Source organism: Methyloceanibacter caenitepidi (genome assembly GCF_000828475.1).
GTDB classification, from domain to species: domain Bacteria; phylum Pseudomonadota; class Alphaproteobacteria; order Rhizobiales; family Methyloligellaceae; genus Methyloceanibacter; species Methyloceanibacter caenitepidi.
On record NZ_AP014648.1, the window covers coordinates 902275 to 923549 of the forward strand.

A 21275-nucleotide genomic window follows, 5' to 3' on the forward strand; every position below is an offset into this window, starting at 1 on the left:
CTCAGCTCCCCACCATCGGAACGATGCTGTAGAGGTCCGCCGGACGCACCACCAGGTCGATCAGGATTCGCGCCGCAACGCCGAGCACCATGAGCGCCAGCAGCGCGCGGAGTTGTTCGCCGCGGAGCTTCTGTCCGGCGCGCACACCGAACTGACCGCCAATCACGCCCCCCACGATCAACAGAAAGGCGAGCAGAATATCCAGCGTGTGATTAAGCGTGGCGTGGAGCAGTGTGACGAGAGCGGTCACGAAGATGATTTGGAAAATCGAGGTGCCGACAACGACATTTGTCGGCATGCGCAGGATGTAAATCATGGCCGGTACCATGATGAAGCCGCCGCCCACACCCAGGAATGCCGCGAGCAGACCGACGAGGGCGCCGATCACCAGCGGCGGGATCGCGCTGATATAAAGTCGCGAGCGCGGAAAGCGCATCTTGAACGGGAGGCCGTGAATCCAATTGTGCTGGCCCGACTTCCGTGCAGAGACGGTCTTCCCGGCCCGATGACGCCGCATCACGTTGACGCTCTCCCACAACATCAACGCGCCGATGGAACCGAGGAAGACGACATAGGTGAGGGAGATGATGAGGCCAGCCTGACCGACGCCGCGCAGATAGCGCAAGAGAAGCACGCCGATGAGCGCGCCCGCGACACCACCGGCGATGAGGATGGCTCCCATATGCAAATCGACATTGCCGCGCCGCCATTGCGCGAGCGTGCCGGATACCGAGGTGCCGACGATTTGGTTGGCGCCCGTGGCCACGGCGATGGCCGGAGGAATGCCCGAAAGCATTAAGAACGGGGTGAGAAGAAATCCGCCGCCGACGCCGAACATGCCCGACAGGAATCCCACCGCCGCACCCAGACCCAGCATCACCAAGAGGTTCACTGAAATCTCGGCAATAGGCAGATAAATCTGGAACATTGGCTGATCGGTCAGAAGGCGGGCGCCTGTGCACCGTGTTCGCCGCAGGTCGGTGAGTCAATGCGCGAAGCGGTAAAAGCGCATTTCTCACCGAATTTCAGGCGGAAGTGTGGACAGGCCCTTCTGCGGCCGAGGGAACGACCCCTAGCTTGCGAGCGCCTCGAGCTGGCTGACGAGCGGAATGGTGATCTCGCCGGTCTGAGCGAGACCGTTCCGCTCTTGGAAGCGCTTGACGCCGGCGCGGGTCTTCTCGCCGGCCAAGCCGTCGGGGACACCTACATCGTAACCCAGCTTGTTGAGGAGGGTCTGGGCCCGGTTCACCAGCGTGGCTCCCTGCGGCGTCTTGGTTTCGGCGGAAGAGGTCGCGCCGCTACCCCACGAGTCCGGCTCGGTTACGGAATTGGCTTCGGGCGACATCGCCTTCGGCTTCCAGGACGCAATCCTGCCGTCGATGGTAAGGATCGTTTTTGGGGAAAGCTGAGCACTGACGATATCGCGGCGCTTCTGAGCCTCCATATCGCCCTGATTGCCCGCAAGGACGTACCATTTGTAGGCTTCGGCGAGATTCTTGGTTTGGCCCAGGCCGTGCTCGGCCAGGATGCCGAGATTGAACTGGCTGTCGGCGAGGCCGCGCAGCGCCGCTTGCCCATACCATTTGGCCGCAAGAGCGTAGTTCGGTGTTGCCCCCCCGCCGCCGCTAACGCTGACAGCTAGATTGTGCATGGCTTTGACGTTGCCGCGTTCAGCGGCTGCGAGATACCAGCTGCGAGCAGTATTGATATCGGCGCTTACGCCGATGCCGCGCTCATACATTGTGCCAAGCCGGTATTGCGCCGGGGCGAGTCCGCTCCGCGCCGCGCGCTCCATCCACTCGGCTCCGGTCTTCGGATTGGCTGTCACACCCGTTCCGTCGATGTAGCGGGAGCCGATGACGTATTGCGCGATCGGGTTGCCGCTCGCCGCGGCCTCGCGGAGCGCCTTGGAGCCAAGGTCTTCCGGCGGCAGCGGTCCTTTCACGGACGTCGTGGCCAGCTGCTCGGCCAGAGCGATTTCTGTCGCGGACGCAGGCTCTTCAACCGAGAAGACCACGTCGCTCGGGAGCGAACCCGTATCGTCGGAGCGGAGCGACGCGAGTTGGGGTGCCGGTGTCACGCTGCTTGCGGGAGCGGCCTGGCTCGGCGATTTGGGAATATCCGTCACGCCGGGTTCTGCTTTGCCGACCCGATCCTCTAGGGGCAAGAGCCCGGGCACGGACGTGGTCTCAGGGACGGGCGCAAAACCGAACATTCCCGATTGCTGATCGGCGGGCGTTTCCACGGGCGCTGCTGGGGCCGTTTGGTTCGACGCTTCGGGGGAGGCCGCCTCCTCGCCCGGCAGAACCGCTCCGCTTTGCGGCAGTGCGGGCGTTTCGTCGGCGGACTTGGATCCCAGCCGTCCGTACAAGAGGAACGCGCTGATGGTGAGAAGTACCGCCGCGGAAATGATGAGATAGGGGCGTTTGCGGCTGCGAGTCTGGTCGTCTGTTGCGAGATCGACACGCGGCTGCCGGCGCACCGGACGCTCCTCGCGGCTTTCGGCGAGGGCGGCAGCCTGAGCGGCCGCGGCCTGGGCCGCACGCCGAGCCGCCGCAACCATGTCCTCCGAAGCCCCACTCTCACGGGGATCGTCCGCGCCAAGATCCTGGGCGGCTGCTTCCACATGCGGGGCGCGGGCGCGTTCGAAGGCGGCCAGAAGATTGCGCGGTTTCGCATTGGGCGCCGTCGCATCGAGGCGGTTCCGCAGCGTCTCCTTGACGCGCATTTCGGCCTCGTCGGCACTCGCGCGCGGCGGGCGCGCCGCCGCAGGCTGCGGATTGGCGCTCGCACTGGGCTCACGCGGTTGCTGCGGCGCCGGTTGCGACTTGGGTTCGGGGGCAGGGGCAGAAGCCGGTTCCTGCGCAGGGGCAGCCGGCTGCGCAGCTTTGGCAACAGGCTCGGACTGAGCGGAACCATCTGATCCGCCAGGGATGGACCGCTTGCGTTCGGTTTTCGCAACGAATGGATTCGTCTGAGGCGAACGTGCGACGGGCCGTTCGACTTGCTGCACGAGCTGTCGCAGCGACTCGTGAACCGATTGAAGCGTACTGTTCAGCTTGTCGTCGGCCTGGCGGGTGGTGTCGCCCACGGCGTTCAGCTCGCGCTGCATGGCTTCGAGCCGGTCGGTTGTCTTCTGCGAGTCGTCAGCGACGAGGCGGGCGGCTTCGACCGCGGCCTTGGCGGCGATTTCCTGAAGCTGCGCCGCATCGATTTCGGCGGGCTTGGGAGCCGTGTCCGTGGTCTCCAGGCGCGAGAGAAGCTGAACCAAGCGCTCCTCGACACCGCCGAGGCGGCCGAGCTGTTCCTCGGCGCGGTTCAATTGCCGTCCCATGTCGGCGATTTGCTGCTCGACATGTTCCAGGGCTGCCCGGCTCGGCGCGGCCTCTAGAGATTGAGCGATCTGGTTGCCGATTTCTTCGAGGCGGGCGTTCAACGCTTCGATCGTGCTGCTCGGCATGGCCGCGCCGATCGACTGTTCCAGCCGGTTTGCCATCTCGGTCAGGCGGTTGTCGAAATCGACGGGAGCCGGGGCAGGCCTGGACTCCCAGGGCCATTCGACCGGTGGGGCAAGCTCGGGCGCCAGATGATTGGTGCTGCGGGCGTGTTGGATCGACTGGGCGAAGGGGCTGGGCGCCGGCGCCTCGTGGGTCGTCCCGTAGGGCTGCTCATCGAGGTCGCCGCGCATGCCGCCGGTGATCGCGCGGCCCAGGCGTTCGAAGTCGTCGAGGTGTGTCCTGGGCTCGCTCTCGAGCCGCTTAGCCAGGTTGCTCACCTGCTCGTGCAGCCGATCGAACGTGTCGGCGTTCTCCGGCGTGCTCGTGCTGCGTGCCGCGTTCGTCGTCTGCGACAGTTGATCGAGGCGGGAATGGAGTTCGTTGAGGGCTCGGCCGTAGCGGCGTTCGGTCTCCTCGACGCGGTCAACCAGACGCCGCAGCAGGGACTCGACGGTCCGCTGATCCATCGGTTCGGACAGAAGTGCGTCCATCGACGATTTCAGGGACGGGCTGCCCGGTGTCTCCCAGCGACGCTCGGACCACCGGTCGTCGGTTGTGTCCTCTTGCCCCCCGCTGCTTGCGGACGTTTGCCAACCTGCGTTCGAAACCATACCGTTCCCCATGAATTAGCGGCCGTTTCCGCTCCCCAAGCGGCTGTCGGCGCAACCGCGATGGCGTTTCCGCAGCGGTCCATTGAACGGTGGCAAGTCAGGGTAAATTTTCTCTTAAGGATTGACCGATATTGGGACAGGCCGGTCGCTTAGCCGGAACGAGAAAGGGGAGCGCCTGTGGCTGGTTTGGAAGAGAGGAGCCATGTCTTGACCGTGCCGACGCGCGGGAAGGGCTTTGTCAATTTCACGCGGGCGGTCGCCGGATGGCTCGAGTCGATCCGAGCTCAAGGCGGCCTGCTGACGGTCTTTGTGACCCACACGTCGGCATCCCTGACCATCCAGGAGAACGCCGATCCGAATGTACGGGTCGATCTGCTGGACGCGCTTGAGCGGATCGCGCCGGAGGACCACCCCTACGCCCATCACGAAGAGGGGCCCGACGACATGCCAAGTCACATCAAATCGATGCTCACCTCCGTGAGCCTCTCGATCCCCGTGAGCGAGGGCGCGATGACGCTCGGCATCTGGCAGGGCATCTATCTGATCGAACATCGCACCGAGCCCAATCGGCGCCAGGTCGTGCTGAGCTATATCGGCAGTGTTGGCCGCTGACGGTCAGTCGCCGGCGAACATCCGCGTTTCGGCGATCAGAGCGTGAACGATGCCGGGTTCCGTCATGGCATGTCCGGCGTCGGGGACGATGCGCAGTTCCGCCGTTGGCCATGCCCTCGATAGGTCGAACGCATTCTTCATCGGCGTGACCACGTCGTAGCGGCCATGGATGATTGCGCCGGGAATGTCGGTCAGGCGATCCGCATTCTGCAACAGCTGTTCGTCATCCTCGAAGAATCCTCCGTTCACGACGTAGTGGCATTCGATACGCGCGAGCGCGAGGGCGTAGCGGTCGGCCGTCAGGTAGCGTGTGCGGTCATGGTCTGGCAAAAGTGAAAGGGTGCGGCCCTCCCAAGATGTCCACGCACGGGCCGCTTCCAGTTGGACGGACCTGTCCGGACTGGTCAGCCGCTTGTAGTAGGCGCCGATCATGTCGGCGCGCTCGTGTTCGGGAATGGCGCTGGAAAAGTCTGCGAACGCCTCGGGGAACAACCAGCTGCAGCCGTCACGATAGAACCAATCGAGCTCGGAACGCCGCATCAGGAAAATGCCGCGTAGGATCAATTCGCTGACCCGGTCGGGATGCGTCTGCGCATAGGCGAGGGCAAGTGCCGATCCCCACGAGCCGCCAAACACCTGCCAGCTCCCGATCTCGAGATGTTCGCGCAACGCTTCGATGTCGGAGACCAGGTCCCACGTCGTGTTGTTCTCGAGCGAGGCATGGGGATGCGAGCGGCCGCAGCCGCGCTGATCGAATAGCACAATGCGGTAGAGCCGCGGATCGTGGAAACGGCGCATGACGGGCGACACACCAGCGCCCGGCCCACCGTGAAGGATGACGACGGGCTTGCCGACCGGCGAGCCACACTCCTCGAAGTGCAGTTCATGCCCCCCGGACACTTGAAGACGCCCCGTGCGGAAAGGCGCGATCGCGGGGTAAAGCTGAAAACGTTGTGGCTCGGTCAGGTTATCCAAGCTTGAACCGTTACTCTGTCTTGTTCTGCGCGGCTGAGGCTTGTGCTTCAGCCTGATCGTAGAGCGTTTCGCCGTCGGGGCGCCGCATCGCCTCGAAGAGCGCGGTGTCAGCCGCCTTGGCCGCAGGTCCGTAGAGACTGGCGCCGATGCCGCCGACGAGCGCGAGCAGTGCCGAGACGAGGCTCGCCGCCGCCGTGCCGGCCGCGGTGTCGGCGATACCGACAAGGCTGCCCGCAACGAGGCATAGAAGCATAACGCCAAACCCCGTCGCCATGCTCGCGAGTGCTCCCCACACTGTGTACCGTTGCCACCACGTCGACAAGAACAGAGCAGGGAAGAACGTCGCGCCGGCAAGAGCAAAAGCTGTCACCACGTAGCTCAAGGCGTCGACGTCGGCGATGAACAGATAGATCGTCATGATCAGCGCGGTGCCGGCGATGGCCGTCCAAGCCAGCAGCAGGCGAGGCAGAACGATGGGCTGCGGATCGATCGAGCGATACAGATCGTCCGACAGGCTCGCCCCGAGCGTGAAGAGGTGGGAGCCTGACGCGGCAAGCGCGATGGCAAGTCCGGCCGTGGCCATGAGCGCGGTGAGGATATAGGGCAGCGCCGCGAGTGTCGGCAGCGCCAGTGCGACACCGTCGCGCGCGACGAGAAGGTCGCTGAAACTGATCGACCCGTCCCCGTTCAGATCCGTTGCGCGCAGGAGCTGAAGGGCGCTCAAATCGTTGAACCAGGCCGGCAGACCTTGCGTGGGGATGAGGACGATATCTGCGAACATGAGGACTTTCGCGAAGACAACCAGAGCCGGCGCCGTCATGGCGAATAGGGCGACGAGAAGCAGCGCCCAGGCCGCGGATCGACGTTGGTCGGCGACGGAAGCGGTCACGCCGCTCCGGGCCAGAAGGCTGGGCAAAGCGGCCGTTCCGAGCGCGAAGCAGACAAACAGCGCAAAGAAGCCCGCCTCCGATATCGTGCTGAAGGCCTGCAGAAACGGCGCCACGGCGGCGACCGGTTCGTGACCGGGGAAGCCCGCAACCGGGTCCGGACCGGCCGCCCCAACGCCGGCCGCAGCTTCCGCGTTCGCCAGGGAGCCGAGCAGGCCCCCATACGTGAATTGCGGCGCCGGCAGGTTTGTCAGGACCACCGCGATCACAGTCAGCGGAATGGCGAGGCCGAGGCCGCCCGTGATGAACTGGGCGCTGCCCGACCATGTCAGGGCGCGCATGCCGCCGAGAATTCCCGTCGCGGCAATGAACACGATCACAATCAGCACGGCCACCCAGTACGCCGCAGGCAGGAAGAGCGCGACCACCATCGCCGCAATTTTCGCTTCGGCGGCCAGCAGGAGAAAGATCGGTGCGATCTGAAGCGCGCTTGCCACCATGCGCGTCAGAGGCGATCGGAAGCGGAGACCAAAATAGGCCGGCAACGTGTAGGTGCCGACACGGCGCAAATAGGGCACGAACAGCACGGCGGCGAGCAACAGACCGCAGACCCAGCCGACACCGATCGCCAGACCGTCGAAGCCGACGAAGAATAGCGCGCCCGTATAGGCGAAGAAGCCCGTGCCCCCGACGGTGATCGCCGCCATGAGGAAGCCATTATAGATTTGTGGAACGCGGCGCCCCGACGTGAAGAAGTCCTCGATATTGAGTGTGCGTGCCGCGACCGCAATCGCCATGTAGAGGACCATGGGCATCAGGATCATCAGCCGCGCGATTGATCCGCCGCCCCACCCCAATTGTTCCGCCATGGCCAGCAGGATCGCGAGCGACACGAAGGCGCTGGCCACGATGCCGTAATAGGCGCCGAGATGGGGGTTCGGCGTGCGCTGGCGCGATTGCAGGGCCATCGCCTAGGTGATCTCCTCGTTCATGCTCCGGGTCAGGTCGATCCGTTCCTGGACGCGCACGTACCAGAACGTGACGAAGACCGCGAAGAGGACGAGGCCCTGCGCGAGCAGGTAGAAGCCGAGCGGGAAGTTCAGGAACCAGATGCGGTTGAGCGGAACCGCATAAAGGATGGCGACGACCACGGCGAACAGCACGACCGAGATGGAGGTGATCGCTACAGCGAGAGTCCGCAGCTGGTGACGGTCGCGGGCTGCGTTCTCGATCTCAAGGTCGTGCTGCGCGTCCTGGTCGGTGTTGTGCGTCGTCACGCGTCCTGCCCCGTTGCATGGTTGAGGTGCCGCCGAGACCGCCTGCCATCAGGGCACGGTAGCCAGACCGCCCCTTAGCGGTACCGTGAATGCACTTAGCAGCCGGGCCAGCCAATGCAAACCGTCCTTCGCCAACAAGGAGGCCAAAATGCGGTGGGCGCAGGAAGCGGACCCCGCGCGACTTGCGTTCCGGGAAGGGAAGCGCCTACCAGGTGAGGCGCATGCCGCCTCTGGCGCTGACGCCTTCCGTCTGATCCGCGAAGATATAGTCCACCTTGGCGAACACGGCGGTTTGGGCCTCCGGGTTGAAGAAATTCACGCCGCCCGATACTTCGCCCCAAACCTCGTCCGGTTTGTCGGTGAAGACGAAGTCCGTCCCCCGGGAGGTCAGCGTCGCGCTGTGTTCTCCGGAGAGCACGCCCCAAAAGCTTCCTGTCACGAAGGGCTCGAACGTGGTGCCTTCCCAAATCTGCGACGACGTGCCCACGCGCAGGCCGAGGCGTCCGCGGACCTGCTCGTCGTCGCCGAAGTCGACGGCATTGCCCTGGTGGGAGAAGTCGTCGACATGCGTCCATGAGATCGCGATCGTACCAAGCGGCTCGACGAACGGCCCGTCCTTCAGACCGCCGAAGCGGTAGCCGCTGTCCATGCGAAGGCCGTAGGTTTGCGTATCGAGCGTCTCTGGATACTCGACCGCTGCCGTCGGCTCGACCGTGCCGAAGAAGGCCTTGAACAACGTATCGAGGAAGAATCCGCCGCGCAGATAGGTTGCGTAGGCGCCTGCTTCCAAGGTGCTGATCTGAAACGAGCGCGCGATGGCGGCGTACTCGAGCGACGACTCCACCGCGCCGCCAAGCAGGCCGAAGACGAGCATATCGTCCGGTGAGAGGATGTTTTCCTTGCCGAAATCCACGCCGGACTCGACCTGCCATATGTCGAGGGTGCGGCCGAGGTCATACCGGTAGGTGCGGCCGTTGGCCTTGGTCGTTCCATTGTCGTCGAGATTAAGCCAGGTGCCGCCACCCCGCGCCCATACAGCGGGGACAAGGTCGTATATATCCTGACAGCGGATCCGTTCTTGAGGATCCGAAATGTCGTCGCATACAGATCCGCGCGCCAGGAGCGCGCGCAAATCGACGCTCTGATCGAACCACGTTTCCGTCGATTGATGGAAGACTTCGTGTGTCGCGGTGATCACATGCGGCAGGATATGGGACCCGCCGCCGGCATGGCTCTTCAGGTCGAAGCGTCCGCTCCCTGTCGGCGTGAACACCAAGTCGTAGTCGAAAAAGCCCGCATCGATCGGCTTCTCCAGGTAGAAGTTGGCGGCATTCACGTTGCCGTCCACAAACACGACCGGAATGCCCTGGCGGTTGAGCTGGCCCGGTCCCGGATTGACATTGTTGACCAAAAGGCGTGTGCGCCCGGTCGTGGTGCCTTCGACGGTCAGCGTATCGGACTTCGATCCCGGACCGCCGAGAAAGGCGTCGACGCCAAGCGTGGATTTGCCGGAGCCTCTGAACCGCAGGTCGGTTCCCCCTGGCGTATTCGACATGGTGAAGGAATCGCCAATCTTCCCGTCCACCAAGGTGATGAGGCCCTTGTTCTGAAAACGCTCGAGGCCGGTGATGCGCGTGCTCTCGCTCGCTGCTGAATCGGCGGTGCGCAGCGTGCCGCCGGCTTGGTTGACGAAAAGGTCGGAGCCGTCTCTGAACCGGCTGGTGCCGCTCGCGTTGAACTCGCCGCCTGACATATTGGTGAACGTGTCGCTGCTGTTCGTCAGGTCCACGAAACCCGTGATCAGGCCTGAGTTGCTGATGGACGAACTCGCGCCGATCGTGTCGATGGCCAAACCCGAACCGGCGGAGATGTCGCCGCTATTGTTGATCTTCGTCGACGTCGCGCTGTAGCTGAAGAGGCCGATGGTCGATCCATACAGCTCACCGCTATTGTTGACGGTAATTTGCGACCCTGGCCCGGTGGACAGGGCGGCGATACCGTAGCCAAGTCTTCCTTCGGCGCGGACGGAGCCCGAGCTATTGATGGTAATGTCGCTGTTCACGTTGCCGGTATAGGCGAAAATGCCATCCGCGAGCGCGCCTCTGACCTGAATGTCGCCGTCGTTGGTGATCGTAATGTCGGACTTGCGCCCAAATGTGCTTGCTCTGATGCCTTCTGCCGAAAAGCCGCTTGTTGCGATTGTGCCGCTGTTGTTGGCGGTGATCGATGACAACTGGCGATACGTCGAGAGATACATACCTTCGGCGTCAAAACCCCGGGTGCTGATGTCGCCGGTGTTCGTGGCGGTGATGTCGCTGTTCCGGCGCAATGTGTAGCCGTAGATGCCTTCCGCGTTGAGTCCGCGCGTGGTGATCGTGCCGTCGTTGGTAACTTTGATGTTGCTGTTGGGGCCGTAGGTGTACGCGTAGACGCCGTAAGCATTGAAGCCGAGGGTCGCGACGTCACCGTTGTTCGTAACTGTGACATGGCTCCGGTTGCCGCCTGTGATGCCCACGATTCCTGCGGCCCGTGCCCCGGCGGTGGCGATTTCGCCGTCGTTGGTGATTTTGACGCGGCTTCTATTTCCGCCCGTATAGCCGACGATCCCTGCGGCGCCGGCGCCCAACGTCGCAATATCTCCGGTATTGGTGATCGTAATCGAACTGCCGTTGCCGCCGGTGTACGTGCTGATGCCCGCGGCGACGAGCGCCAAGGCTGCCAGGTCGCCGTTATTTGTGAGATTGATTGGACTGTTCGGAGAGAACGTCGTTGTCGCAAAGATTGTCCCGGCGACGGGTCCGGTCGCGGCCAGGTCGCCGTTATTAGTGAGATTGATTGGCGCGGAAAAGAAGGGATTGACTGTTGTGACGGACAGGCATGTCACGAGGAACAAGCAATCCGTGTTTTTGGTGAAATTGACGGGGCCTGCCGAGGCGATGATGGTGGCTTGCGCCGCCGCGGGCACGGGATCGGACAGAATGAAGGCTGTCGCCAGGGCTGTTCCCGCCAAGAGAACGCGTCGTCGCATACGATTTACGTCGAAGTGCCTGGCTGTGCCGCCGCACGAACCCCCTGTGCGGCGAAGCGCCCTTTGACGTCCCATGATCCCCCCGGAAACTGTCGGTACGACCGTAGCAAAATGGCGGAAAAGTGTGATGGGTGCCAGGGGATGCGCCCGAATGCTCCACAGCCGAATGCTGATTCACAGCAGCAGTTGCTGGAAAGAAACAGTTTTCCGCATTGCACCCCTGCCGGAGAATTCGTTCGCCAATCCGTCTCGTGAAAGAAAAATTTCCTTCGGTTTAGGTTTATTAGGAACAATTTTGCACTAGAACCAGCGTATGGACATTTATCGGGGAATGATTTTTCTGTAGTTCTTCCTATTTACGGGACTGAAAGTCCTCTGTCGGGGTGTTGGCGCGGTATCCGACCAAGGCAGGTTCCGCCCGGTCCCCGCGGGAGCCGAGCGGGCGGTCAGGATTTGCCATTTTGCGGACTTGCGGGGCGGACCGCCGCCAAGTACACGGGCCGTTCCTTTTCAACCTCGACGCCTTTTGGAAGGTGGCATGAGAGATGTTTATCAACGTGCGCATGCCGGACGGATCCACGCACCGCCTCGAGGCCATGGAGGGGTGGCGTGTGATGGAGGTCATCCGCGATTGGGGTCTGCCCATCAAGGCGGAGTGCGGCGGCGCCTGCGCGTGTGCCACCTGCCATGTCTGGGTGGCGGAGGAGTGGGTCGACAAGCTCGTTCCGCCGACCGACGAAGAGACCGAAATGCTCGATGGTGCTTTTTCCGTGGACGACCGGCGCTCGCGGCTTTCGTGCCAGCTCCTGATGACGCCCGAACTCGACGGGCTCGTGGTTGAGCTTGCGCCCGAAAGCCTCACCGACATTGTCGACAGCACGGCAGCGACAGGAACATCTGGGTGATGCGGACCTTTCCCATCTTTGTGAGATTCGATGGCAAGCCGCCGCTCGTGGTCGGCGGGGGTCCGCTTGCGGCCATCAAGACGCGGCTGCTCCTGAAGCGGGCCGACCGTGTCGACGTGGCGGCTGAAGGGCTGAACCCGGAACTGTCGAGCCTTGAGGCCGAGGGCAAGGTGGTCATGCAGCCGGCTCACCCGGACATGGATCAGATTCGCGGCCGCCCGCTCGTGATCTCGGCCACCGAGATCGAGGACGAGGACGCACGAATCGCCGAGATCGCGCGCGCCTTGGGCGTTCCCGTTAACGTCCCGGACCGCCCGGCTCTGTGCACCGCAGCGCTGCCGGCGATCGTGGATCGCGGCGAGGTCACGGTGGCAATCGGAACGTCGGCCGCCGCGCCGGTCTTGGCCCAGCGTCTGCGTGCTTGGCTGGAGAACGAGTTGCATCCGCGGCTTGGCGACTTGGCCGAACTTGCGGGGCAGTTTCGCGAGCGCGTGGCCGGCAGTCTCGCCGAGGGGACTGGACGGCGCCGCCTGTGGGAGAAAATTTTCGACGGCCCGGCCGCACAGGCCATGCTCCACGGCGACGAGGAGACGGCCCGCAAGCTGATCGACCGGGAAATTGAGAGCGCCGCTTCTGCCGGCAACGACGCAGCCCACGCGCCGCATGGCCGTGTTTTTCTCGTTGGCGCCGGTCCCGGGGACCCCGAGCTACTCACCATGAAGGCGATTCGGGCGCTCAAGGCCGCCGACGTCGTTCTATACGACAAGCTCGTAGGAGACGGTGTCTTGGAACTGGCGCGCCGCGAAGCGGAGCTGATCTCTGTCGGCAAGGCAAAGGGGGCCCATAGCGTGCCGCAGCCGGAGATCAACGCGTTGCTGGTCGCGCGCGCGAAGGCCGGGCGCACCGTCGTGCGGCTTAAGGGTGGCGACCCCTTCATCTTCGGACGCGGCGGCGAGGAACTCGATGCGCTCCGGGCCGAGAACATTGCCGTCGAGGTCATTCCCGGTGTCACGGCCGGTGCTGCTGCTGCGGCGAGCTTGCAGATTCCGCTGACCCATCGCGACGTGTCGCACACGGTGACGTTCGTGTCGGGCCATGAAGCGGGCGGTAAGGCCCCGAGCTTCGAGCATCTCGACCTGAAGGCGTTGGCCTCCGGCAACAACACGCTGGTCGTCTATATGGGCGTCACGACGGGGGCGGTGATTGCACAGCGCCTTCTGGAGGCCGGGTTCCGCGAGGCCCTGCCCGTGATCGCCGTGGAGAACGCGAGCCGTCCGAACGAGCGGCGCGTCGCCACGACGATTTCCACGCTGGCGAACGACGCCGACAGCCTCGGCTTGAACAGTCCCGCCGTCCTCATCTTCGGAGAGGTCGCCGGGCTTCCCGCCGCCGGCGCGGTCGAAACGATTTTGGCTCATGAGGAGGTTGCGCGCGCCTATGCCTAGCGTCGTTACAGCAAACCGCTTGGATGACGGCATCGTTGTCTATCTCGCGCCGGGAGGTGCGTGGACGGAGGACATTGCCGAGGCGGCCCGCGCCGAGAGCGAGGACGAGGTCAAGGCGCTTGAGGCGACCGCGGAAGAGGCCGTCCGCAAGCGCCTCGTCATCAGCGTCTATCCCATGCCGATCGAGGTCCGGGATGACGGCACTGTCGATCCCATTTCCGTGCGCGAACGCATTCGCGCTTCACACCGCACGACACTGACAAAGGACTGGTACGATGTACCGCTATGATGAATTCGATCATGCCTTCGTAAACGAGCGCGTCGCTGAGTTCCGCGACCAGGTCGGACGACGGCTGACCGGGGAGCTTTCCGAGGAAGAGTTCCGTCCCTTGCGCCTGCGCAATGGGCTCTATCTGCAGCTGCATGCCTACATGCTGCGGATCGCCGTCCCCTATGGCCAGTTGTCGCCGCGCCAGATGCGGCAACTCGCGATGATCGGACGCAAGTGGGATCGCGGCTACGGCCATTTCACGACGCGCCAGAACATCCAGTTCAACTGGATAAAGCTCGTCGATGTGCCCGATGTGCTGGCCGCGTTGGCTGAAGTTGAGATGCACTGCATCCAGACGAGCGGCAATTGCGTGCGCAATGTCACCTCCGACCCGTACGCGGCCGCCGCGAACGACGAGTTGGAGGACCCGCGGGTCTGGTGCGAGATTCTGCGCCAGTGGTCGACGCTGCATCCGGAGTTCAACTGGCTACCGCGCAAGTTCAAGATTGCCGTTTCCGGTGCCGCGGAAGACCGCGCTGCCACGGCATTTCACGATATCGGACTGCGCATCGTGCGCGGCCCGAACGGCGAGAATGGGTTCCGCGTACTCGTCGGCGGCGGCATGGGGCGCACTCCCTATGTAGGCCAGGTGATCCGCGAGTTTCTGCCGAAGGAGCATTTGCTCTCTTACGTGGAGTCGATCCTGCGCGTATACAATCTGCTGGGGCGCCGGGACAATCTGTACAAGGCCCGCATCAAGATCCTTGTGAACACCCTCGGCATCGAGAAATTCCGCGAAGCTGTCGAAGACGACTGGAATGCGACGGTCAAGGTCGGCATCGATCTTCCCGACGGCGAGGTCCGCCGCATCGCGTCCTATTTCGCGCCGCCGGATCTGCCGGAACGCGCCCCCCGCGATGAGGCCCTGGCAGCGCGCCGAGAGAGCGATCCGGGTTTTGCGACCTGGTACCGCAACAACGTGCTGCCGCATCGCGTGCCGGGTTATGTCTCCGCCGTGATCTCGCTGAAGGAGCCGGGACGCACGCCGGGCGATGCCTCGTCGGACACGATGGATCTCGTGGCGGATCTCGCCGAACGCTTCGGTCACGACGAGATCCGGGTCAACTACACGCAGAACCTGGTCCTGCCGCATGTGGCGCTGGCGGACATTCCCGCGCTCTATGACGCGCTTGCGGAGGCAGGGCTCGCGGTCGGCAACAACGAATTGCTGGGCGATATGATCTGCTGCCCGGGTCTCGACTACTGCAACCTCGCCAATGCGCGGTCCATCCCCATCGCGAAGGAGATCGCCAAGAAGTTCGAGGATCCCGCGCGGCAGGATGAGATCGGTAAGATCCGCGTCAACATGTCGGGCTGCATCAATGCCTGCGGTCATCACCACGCCGGCAATATCGGCATCCTCGGTGTCGATAAGAAGGGTACGGAGCTTTACCAGATCACGCTCGGCGGCAGCCCGAAGGATGACGCCGCGGTTGGTACCATCATCGGTCCCGGCTTCCGCGCCGAGAAGGTGCCGGAAGCGATCGATACGATTGTCGAGACCTATGTCGAAAACCGAAACGAGGGAGAGAGCTTCCTCGAGACCTGGCGCCGTGTCGGCGCCGCGCCGTTCAAGGAGGCTCTCTATGGTGCTCGTTGATTTGTCGACAGGCGGGCTTGTCGCGGACCCCGATGAGCCGGCCACCGTCTTGGAACCGGCCGCGGACCACGACGCGCTGGCCTCCGCCGCTGGCGGCAATGCCGGGCCGATTGCGATACTGTTCCCGAGTTTCGCGGATGGGCGCGGCTTCAGCCTTGCCCGCATTCTCCGCGATCGCCTCGGCTTCACCGGCGAGATCCGCGCCGTCGGGTCGCTTATTCCGGACCAGTCGCAGTTTCTCTTGCGGTCCGGTTTCGACACAGCCGAGATCGCCGACCCTGACGCGGCCGAGACGTGGAAGAAGACGCTCACCATCATTGGCCGCAGCTATCAGCCCTCGGCACGCAACCCGCTGCCGCTGCGCTGGAACGCATCCGCTACGGCCGCGGCCGAGCTCGATCAAGCGCTCGCCGCGACGGACGATCTCGTCGAGCGCATCAGGTTGATCGCAGAGCGCATCGAAGGCCGCATCGCGTTCTCGACGAGCGTCGGTCTCGAAGACCAGGTAATCCTGCAGGCCATTGCCAAATCGGGCGTGGTGAAGGCGGGCGCCGACATTGATGTTTTTACGCTCGACACTGGCCGGCTGTTCCCGGAAGTCCTGGAGACGATCGAACTGTCCGAGCTGCGCTACCGCACCCGGATCCGGCTTGTCGCGCCCGACGCGCGCGAGGTCGAAGAGCTGGTGTCCCGCGATGGCGTATACGGCTTCCGCCAATCCGTCGAAAACCGGAAGAGTTGCTGCGAGATCCGTAAAGTCCGTCCCTTGAACCGGGCCTTGCAGGGCGCGCAAGGGTGGATCACCGGCCTGCGGCGCGAGCAGTCGCAGGCCCGTGCGGATGTGCCGCTGGCCGAATGGGATGCGGAGCGCGGGCTCATCAAGATCAACCCGATTGCCGATTGGCCCGATAAGCGCCTGAACGACTACATCGACGCCAATAATGTCGTGATCAATCCGCTGCACGCGCAAGGCTTCGTCTCGATCGGCTGCGCGCCGTGCACGCGCGCGATTGAGCCGGGCGAAGACCCGCGCGCAGGCCGCTGGTGGTGGGAAAGCGAAGACAAGAAGGAATGCGGACTGCATGTGGCCGAATCCGAGCGTTCGGTAGCGCCAGTCGCACACCGGGAGAAGGCTGCATGACCGCACTCACATCTCACCTCAAGCTTCTCGAAGCAGAGAGCATCCACATCTTCCGCGAGGCCGCGGCGCAGTTCCGTGCGCCGGTGCTGCTGTACTCGATCGGCAAAGACTCGACGGTTCTGCTGCATCTGGCGCGCAAGGCGTTTTGGCCGGCTAAGCTCCCGTTCCCGCTGCTTCATGTCGACACGACATGGAAGTTCCGCGAGATGATCGCGTTCCGCGACCGGACCGCATCCGAAATGGGGCTCGATTTGATCGTGCATACCAACCATGACGGCGCGGCAAAGAATATCAACCCGTTCGATTATCCGCCGTCTGTCTATACGGACATCATGAAGACCCAGGCGCTGCGCCAGGCGCTCGACAATGGCGGCTACGATGCCGCGTTTGGCGGCGCGCGCCGCGACGAAGAGGCATCCCGGGCGAAGGAACGCGTGTTCTCGTTCCGGGCTGGCGGCCATAGCTGGGATCCGCGCCTGCAGCGACCGGAGATGTGGCAGCTCCTCAACGGGCGTCTGGGCAAGGACGAAACCGTCCGGGTCTTCCCGATGTCGAATTGGACCGAGGCGGATGTCTGGCGCTACATCACGCTCGAGCAGCTCGACGTGGTGCCGCTCTATTTTGCGAAAGAGCGTCCCACGGTCGAACGCGACGGTCAGATCCTGATGGTCGACGACGAGCGCATGCCTCTCAAGCCGGGCGAGAAGCCCACGATGCGCAAGATCAGATTCCGCACGCTTGGATGCTACCCGCTCACCGCGGCGATCGAGTCCGAAGCGGCCGACCTTGACTCGCTCGTGACCGAAACCTTGGGCGCGCGTGTTTCGGAGCGGGCCGGGCGTCTGATCGACCATGACGAGGCCGGTGCGATGGAGATGAAGAAGCGCGAGGGGTACTTCTAATGACTTTGGCAGCGGTCTCTCAAACGGAAGCCTTGCAGCCGGTCCTCCAGCCCGGCGACAAGTCCGAGGCCATGTTGCGGCTCCTCACCTGCGGCTCCGTGGACGACGGCAAGTCGACCCTGATCGGCCGTCTGTTGTGGGATGCGGCCGGCGTGACCGACGATCAGCGTGCGCAGGTCATGCACGCCTCGCACGCCCGTGCCGTCAACGGGGAACGCATCGACTTCTCGCTCCTGCTCGACGGCCTCGTTGCCGAACGCGAGCAGGGCATCACGATCGACATCGCATGGCGCTATTTCGAGACCGAGCGGCGCCGGTTCGTGATCATCGACTCGCCGGGGCACGAGCAATACACCCGCAACATGGCGACCGGCGCCTCGCATGCGGACGTCGCCATCCTGCTGGTCGATGCGCGCCATGGCGTGAAGCGTCAGACGCGGCGGCATGCGGCGATCTGCAACCTCGTTGGCATCAAAAAGGTCATTCTCGCCGTCAACAAGATGGATCAGATCGGCTGGTCCGAGGAGCGCTACCGCGCCATCGAAGAAGACTTCCGCTCCCTCGCGGGCAACTTCAGCTTTACGGATATCACCTCGATTCCCGTGGCGGCGTTGACGGGGGCGAATGTCGTTGCGCGATCCGAGGAGATGCCGTGGTACGGCGGCCCAACGCTTTTGGAATACCTCGAGAGCGTCGAAGCCAGGACCGAGCCCGAGGACGCGCCGTTCCGGATGCCGGTGCAGATGGTCTTGCGGGCGGCGAACGACTTTCGCGGTTATGCGGGCACGGTGACGTCGGGCACGATCCGCGTCGGCGAGCGCATCGTCGATGCGCGCAGCGGACTCGGTGCGACCTTGCAGCGCATCTCGACCATGGACGGGGATCTGGCAAGCGCGTCGAGCGGCGATGCGGTCACGCTCGTACTCGATACCGACCTCGACATTTCGCGTGGCGCCGTGCTGACGGAAACGCAGCGGCGGCCCACCAATGCCGATGTCATCGAGGCGCGTCTCGTTTGGCTGTCCGAGAAGCCGTTCGATCCGGAAGCAGGCTACCTGCTGCGCACGGCGACCGATCTAACGCCGGTCACTTCGGTGAGCGTCTCTACACTGATCGATTTCGAGACGCTTTCCTCGACACAGGCCCACACCTGCAGCATGAACGACATCGCCGACTGCCGCATTCTCCTCGGCCGGTCGACGGCGTTGGACCTCTTCGGCGATCTCCCGCTGACGGGCAACTTCGTCCTCGTCAATGCACTGGATGGCGCGACCGTCGCCGGCGGCGTGATCACATGGGTACAAACTGGTGCGGCGGCCGTTGGGGACAACGTACTGGTGCTTGACCGGGCCCGGCTGTCTGGCCTATGCGCGGACCTTGGCGATTCTCCGGAAGACAGGGCCGAATACGACAGACGTGCCCAAGAGGTGGCGATTCTGTTACGGTCGGCCGGCGTTCCGGTGCTGATTGAGACGGATCGCTGAAAAACCGTTGGATCCGTCTCGGTCCTGATCGTGCGGGATAAGTCGGGGGAGGCCCTCATAGATGATTGATCTCAGCGGGGTCGTCGCCCTGCTGCCCCTCGCTGGTGCCGGATTCGGCGTCGGCTTCTTGGTGGGACTGACAGGCGTTGGCGGCGGCGCACTGATGACGCCGCTGCTTATTTCGAGTTTCGGCGTTCCGCCTTCCGTCGCGGTCGGTACGGACCTTCTCTACGCGTCGGTGACCAAAACGGTCGGCGGCTGGCGGCATCATGTGCAGGAGAATGTCGACTGGCCGATCGTGCTGCGGCTGGCGATGGGATCGCTGCCGGCTTCGATCGTTCTGTTGGCCATCATCGCCTATGTGCCGTTGGACACCGAAGCGATGGCCGGGTGGATTCGCTTCGGCCTAGCCTTTGCGCTCCCCGTCAGTGCGCTGGCGATCGTGCTCTATCCCATCATGATGAAGGCGCACGTGAACGGGACCGAGACGGACGGTCCGCCCAAGCGTGCTGTGCTTACGGTACTGTTCGGCGCCGCCCTTGGGTTTCTCGTTACGCTCACCTCTGTCGGTGCCGGCGCCATCGGTGTGGTCGTGCTGGCGCTGCTGTTCCCGGCTCTTCCGGCCAAACGCATCGTCGGGTCGGACATCGCCCATGCCGTGCCGCTGACGCTCGTCGCGGGGGCAGGGCACCTTGGACTGGGCCATGTGGATTTCGGGATTTTGGCGGCGCTACTGGTCGGGTCGATCCCGGGCATCTTGCTCGGCACGCGCCTTGCGGGTGTCGCACCGGAGTGGCTGCTCCGGCCGCTGCTCGCGATAACTTTGTGCTACGCCGCGTACGCGCTCCTCACCAAGTAAGATGTGAGGAGCGCCCGAGCCCGGCGATCGTAGAAATCGTGCCTTAGGCAACCCGTTTCTCGGGTTCAACGCCGAGATACTCGTCAACATTTTGCTTGGCTGCCGCGAGTGCCTCCTCGGGCGTGGACGAAAGCGTCCGCAAGGGGGACATGGCCAGCATAGGAAGATCGTCCCGTGTAGGGATGATGTTCGCACACCAATTCGACCATTCCTGACGAAGCCGGATTTCGTAGCCTCGGTATTGGGACTTATCGCTTACCATTGTCGCTACCTCCGCGATTCACGTCCCCCGTGCCTCTAGACATTGGGATTGCCACGGAACTTTCAATAGGAACGGCCCAGGATCGCACGCACGGCGGGGCTGGAGACGTGGATCCCGCCTCTATGGTTAAGTAGGACTTATCAGAGTGTTAGCCGCGGCGGTGGTCTTTCCGGACCACTGGAGAGACGCCGATATTGCGAAGATTTAATCTCGGCCGCACCGGCGTTTTTTTTGGCCTACTTGGCCGTGGCGGCTTTTGTCCTCGCCGCCGGGGTTAGCACCTGTTCTTGAGGAATCCGCGGTTCATGAAGCGCGGATTGCGCATGAAGGGCGGCACGGGCGCTTTCTTGCAATCCTTGGCGGCGGTGCTCTTCTTCTTTTGCTTCTTTTGAACGCTCGCTTTTTCATCCGAATATTTCTTCGCGACGACGGGGCCGCTCGCGAGACCCACCGCACCGCACAGAACGATTGCGATGATCGTCGGTAGGCGGACTAGCATTCTCATGTGGCTTCTCCTCCGTGCGTTTTGTCGCGCGTCTTCCGCGCCAGGACGTGCTCGAAAGCAGTCGGCAGCGACACGTTGTGCGGCGCTGTTGCAAACATCGGCGCGATGTCTTCCGGGCTGTAGCCCGCCAGGCGGCAGCCGATGGGTGCGACGTCGAACAAGGCCCAGGGGCGCATCCGCGTGAAGCGGAGAAAGTCGTTCACGCTCGCGGCGATGTCTTGGCGCGGCCGTGGCCTGCCCGTACCGCTCCGTGTGGGAATCGCATAGGCGTTTCCTTGCGGCCCGCAACCCCGACCGTAGACCGCGCCACGGGTGCGCAGCGCGACCAGGGCGTCGCCGTCAGTATGGTGTCCGGCAATATCGGAACCGAACACAAAGACTGGACGGTCCATGTGCATCGTTTGGCCTCCCGATTTTGAGCGGCGCGCCCCGCCGGGCGAGGCGCGCCCGATACTAGCGAATGCAGGCGTTGTATTTATTGCGCCACTTGGCCGCGCGCGTTTCCTGATACCGCTTGCGGTAATACTCGCAGTTCCGCGTCAAAGCGGCGTGGCCCGCGCCGACACCGGCGCCGACCCACAGTGCGCGTGTGCCCCAGCGGGCGCCCTGATACACGCCGCGGCCCACCCCGCGCGCGCCTCGGTAGACACCCCGCGTTGCAGCGTTGAGCCCGTTGCCGACGCTCCTCGCAACGTGCGGCCGTGCATCCACGGGCGCGTGGAAAGTGACCGTCGCGGCAAGCGCGACAAAGCAAAAGATCGCAAGTGCTGTGATTGTTTTCATGGCCCGGTTTCCTCCCTGTCCTAGCCGTCGCAAAGCCTAGCACATTGCCACGGGGTGATCTGCCCTTTGCGTTTGTGTTGATCGCTGCGCGGAGTACTGGGCACCTGACGCCCCAGCAAGGGTCCGGTCAGTGCGCGGTGCCGGGTGCCGGCATCCCCCGCGGAGCCTTCA

19 protein-coding genes are annotated in these 21275 nt (G+C 63.7%); 9 read left to right on the plus strand and 10 right to left on the minus strand.

Annotated features, from left to right (window positions below; all coding sequences use genetic code 11):
- Window position 1 precedes the first annotated feature (1 nt).
- Together GL4_RS04240 and GL4_RS04245 are read right to left on the minus strand one after the other, a co-directional pair.
- Entirely contained in the window at window positions 2–928 is a 927-nt protein-coding gene (locus GL4_RS04240) for a sulfite exporter TauE/SafE family protein (RefSeq protein ID WP_045364905.1), read from the minus strand.
- A gap of 144 nt (window positions 929–1072) precedes the next feature.
- Window positions 1073–3988 (minus strand): SEL1-like repeat protein, encoded by a 2916-nt coding sequence (locus GL4_RS04245; RefSeq protein WP_172653291.1) that lies wholly within the window; start codon window positions 3986–3988, stop codon window positions 1073–1075.
- 333 nt (window positions 3989–4321) lie between these two features.
- On the opposite strand from GL4_RS04245, the gene GL4_RS04250 reads away from it, so the two are divergent.
- Window positions 4322–4720 (plus strand): secondary thiamine-phosphate synthase enzyme YjbQ, encoded by a 399-nt coding sequence (locus GL4_RS04250; RefSeq protein ID WP_342016323.1) that lies wholly within the window; start codon window positions 4322–4324, stop codon window positions 4718–4720.
- A 3-nt stretch (window positions 4721–4723) separates the two neighbouring features.
- Here the strand turns inward: GL4_RS04250 and pip are convergent, their stop codons facing one another.
- The 4 genes from pip to GL4_RS04270 form a co-directional block, all read right to left on the minus strand.
- Window positions 4724–5686 carry a prolyl aminopeptidase gene (gene pip, locus GL4_RS04255; RefSeq protein ID WP_045369419.1) on the minus strand — a complete coding sequence of 321 codons (963 nt, stop codon included), beginning with the start codon at window positions 5684–5686 and terminating at the stop codon, window positions 4724–4726.
- Window positions 5687–5705: 19 nt separating this feature from the next.
- The gene (locus GL4_RS04260) at window positions 5706–7550 is read right to left on the minus strand and encodes a solute symporter family protein (RefSeq protein ID WP_045364914.1); all 1845 of its coding nucleotides are present in this window, start codon (window positions 7548–7550) and stop codon (window positions 5706–5708) included.
- 3 nt (window positions 7551–7553) lie between these two features.
- Complete coding sequence (locus GL4_RS04265) at window positions 7554–7859, minus strand: DUF4212 domain-containing protein (protein ID WP_045364916.1); 306 nt, start codon at window positions 7857–7859, stop codon at window positions 7554–7556.
- Between the two features lie 205 nt (window positions 7860–8064).
- A complete protein-coding gene (locus GL4_RS04270; protein ID WP_045364920.1) occupies window positions 8065–10887 on the minus strand; it encodes an autotransporter outer membrane beta-barrel domain-containing protein in 2823 nt (940 codons plus the stop codon).
- Between the two features lie 545 nt (window positions 10888–11432).
- Between GL4_RS04270 and GL4_RS04275 the strand changes: the two genes are divergently transcribed.
- From GL4_RS04275 to GL4_RS04310, 8 genes are all read left to right on the plus strand, one after another.
- Complete coding sequence (locus GL4_RS04275) at window positions 11433–11792, plus strand: 2Fe-2S iron-sulfur cluster-binding protein (protein ID WP_045364922.1); 360 nt, start codon at window positions 11433–11435, stop codon at window positions 11790–11792.
- Complete coding sequence (gene cysG / locus GL4_RS04280; protein WP_045364925.1) at window positions 11792–13237, plus strand: siroheme synthase CysG; 1446 nt, start codon at window positions 11792–11794, stop codon at window positions 13235–13237. The genes GL4_RS04275 and cysG overlap by 1 nt, the downstream gene beginning before the upstream one ends.
- Window positions 13230–13526 carry a DUF2849 domain-containing protein gene (locus GL4_RS04285; RefSeq protein ID WP_052464109.1) on the plus strand — a complete coding sequence of 99 codons (297 nt, stop codon included), beginning with the start codon at window positions 13230–13232 and terminating at the stop codon, window positions 13524–13526. Before cysG ends, GL4_RS04285 begins: the two co-directional genes overlap by 8 nt.
- The gene (locus tag GL4_RS04290) at window positions 13513–15168 is read left to right on the plus strand and encodes a nitrite/sulfite reductase (protein WP_045364931.1); all 1656 of its coding nucleotides are present in this window, start codon (window positions 13513–13515) and stop codon (window positions 15166–15168) included. The genes GL4_RS04285 and GL4_RS04290 overlap by 14 nt, the downstream gene beginning before the upstream one ends.
- The gene (locus GL4_RS17100; RefSeq protein ID WP_172653292.1) at window positions 15155–16309 is read left to right on the plus strand and encodes a phosphoadenylyl-sulfate reductase; all 1155 of its coding nucleotides are present in this window, start codon (window positions 15155–15157) and stop codon (window positions 16307–16309) included. The genes GL4_RS04290 and GL4_RS17100 overlap by 14 nt, the downstream gene beginning before the upstream one ends.
- Window positions 16306–17211 (plus strand): sulfate adenylyltransferase subunit CysD, encoded by a 906-nt coding sequence (gene cysD, locus GL4_RS04300; RefSeq protein WP_045364933.1) that lies wholly within the window; start codon window positions 16306–16308, stop codon window positions 17209–17211. The genes GL4_RS17100 and cysD overlap by 4 nt, the downstream gene beginning before the upstream one ends.
- The gene (locus GL4_RS04305) at window positions 17211–18695 is read left to right on the plus strand and encodes a GTP-binding protein (protein ID WP_045364936.1); all 1485 of its coding nucleotides are present in this window, start codon (window positions 17211–17213) and stop codon (window positions 18693–18695) included. The genes cysD and GL4_RS04305 overlap by 1 nt, the downstream gene beginning before the upstream one ends.
- A gap of 61 nt (window positions 18696–18756) precedes the next feature.
- Window positions 18757–19554, plus strand: coding sequence for a sulfite exporter TauE/SafE family protein (locus tag GL4_RS04310; protein WP_045364939.1), 798 nt, complete (start codon window positions 18757–18759; stop codon window positions 19552–19554).
- A 43-nt stretch (window positions 19555–19597) separates the two neighbouring features.
- Here the strand turns inward: GL4_RS04310 and GL4_RS17400 are convergent, their stop codons facing one another.
- The 4 genes from GL4_RS17400 to GL4_RS04325 form a co-directional block, all read right to left on the minus strand.
- Window positions 19598–19816, minus strand: coding sequence for a hypothetical protein (locus GL4_RS17400; RefSeq protein ID WP_156137379.1), 219 nt, complete (start codon window positions 19814–19816; stop codon window positions 19598–19600).
- A 274-nt stretch (window positions 19817–20090) separates the two neighbouring features.
- A complete protein-coding gene (locus tag GL4_RS04315) occupies window positions 20091–20321 on the minus strand; it encodes a hypothetical protein (protein WP_156137380.1) in 231 nt (76 codons plus the stop codon).
- A complete protein-coding gene (locus tag GL4_RS04320; protein WP_045364944.1) occupies window positions 20318–20713 on the minus strand; it encodes an A1S_2505 family phage non-structural protein in 396 nt (131 codons plus the stop codon). The genes GL4_RS04315 and GL4_RS04320 overlap by 4 nt, the downstream gene beginning before the upstream one ends.
- A gap of 61 nt (window positions 20714–20774) precedes the next feature.
- Entirely contained in the window at window positions 20775–21104 is a 330-nt protein-coding gene (locus GL4_RS04325; protein ID WP_045364947.1) for a hypothetical protein, read from the minus strand.
- Between the last annotated feature and the right edge of the window lie 171 nt (window positions 21105–21275).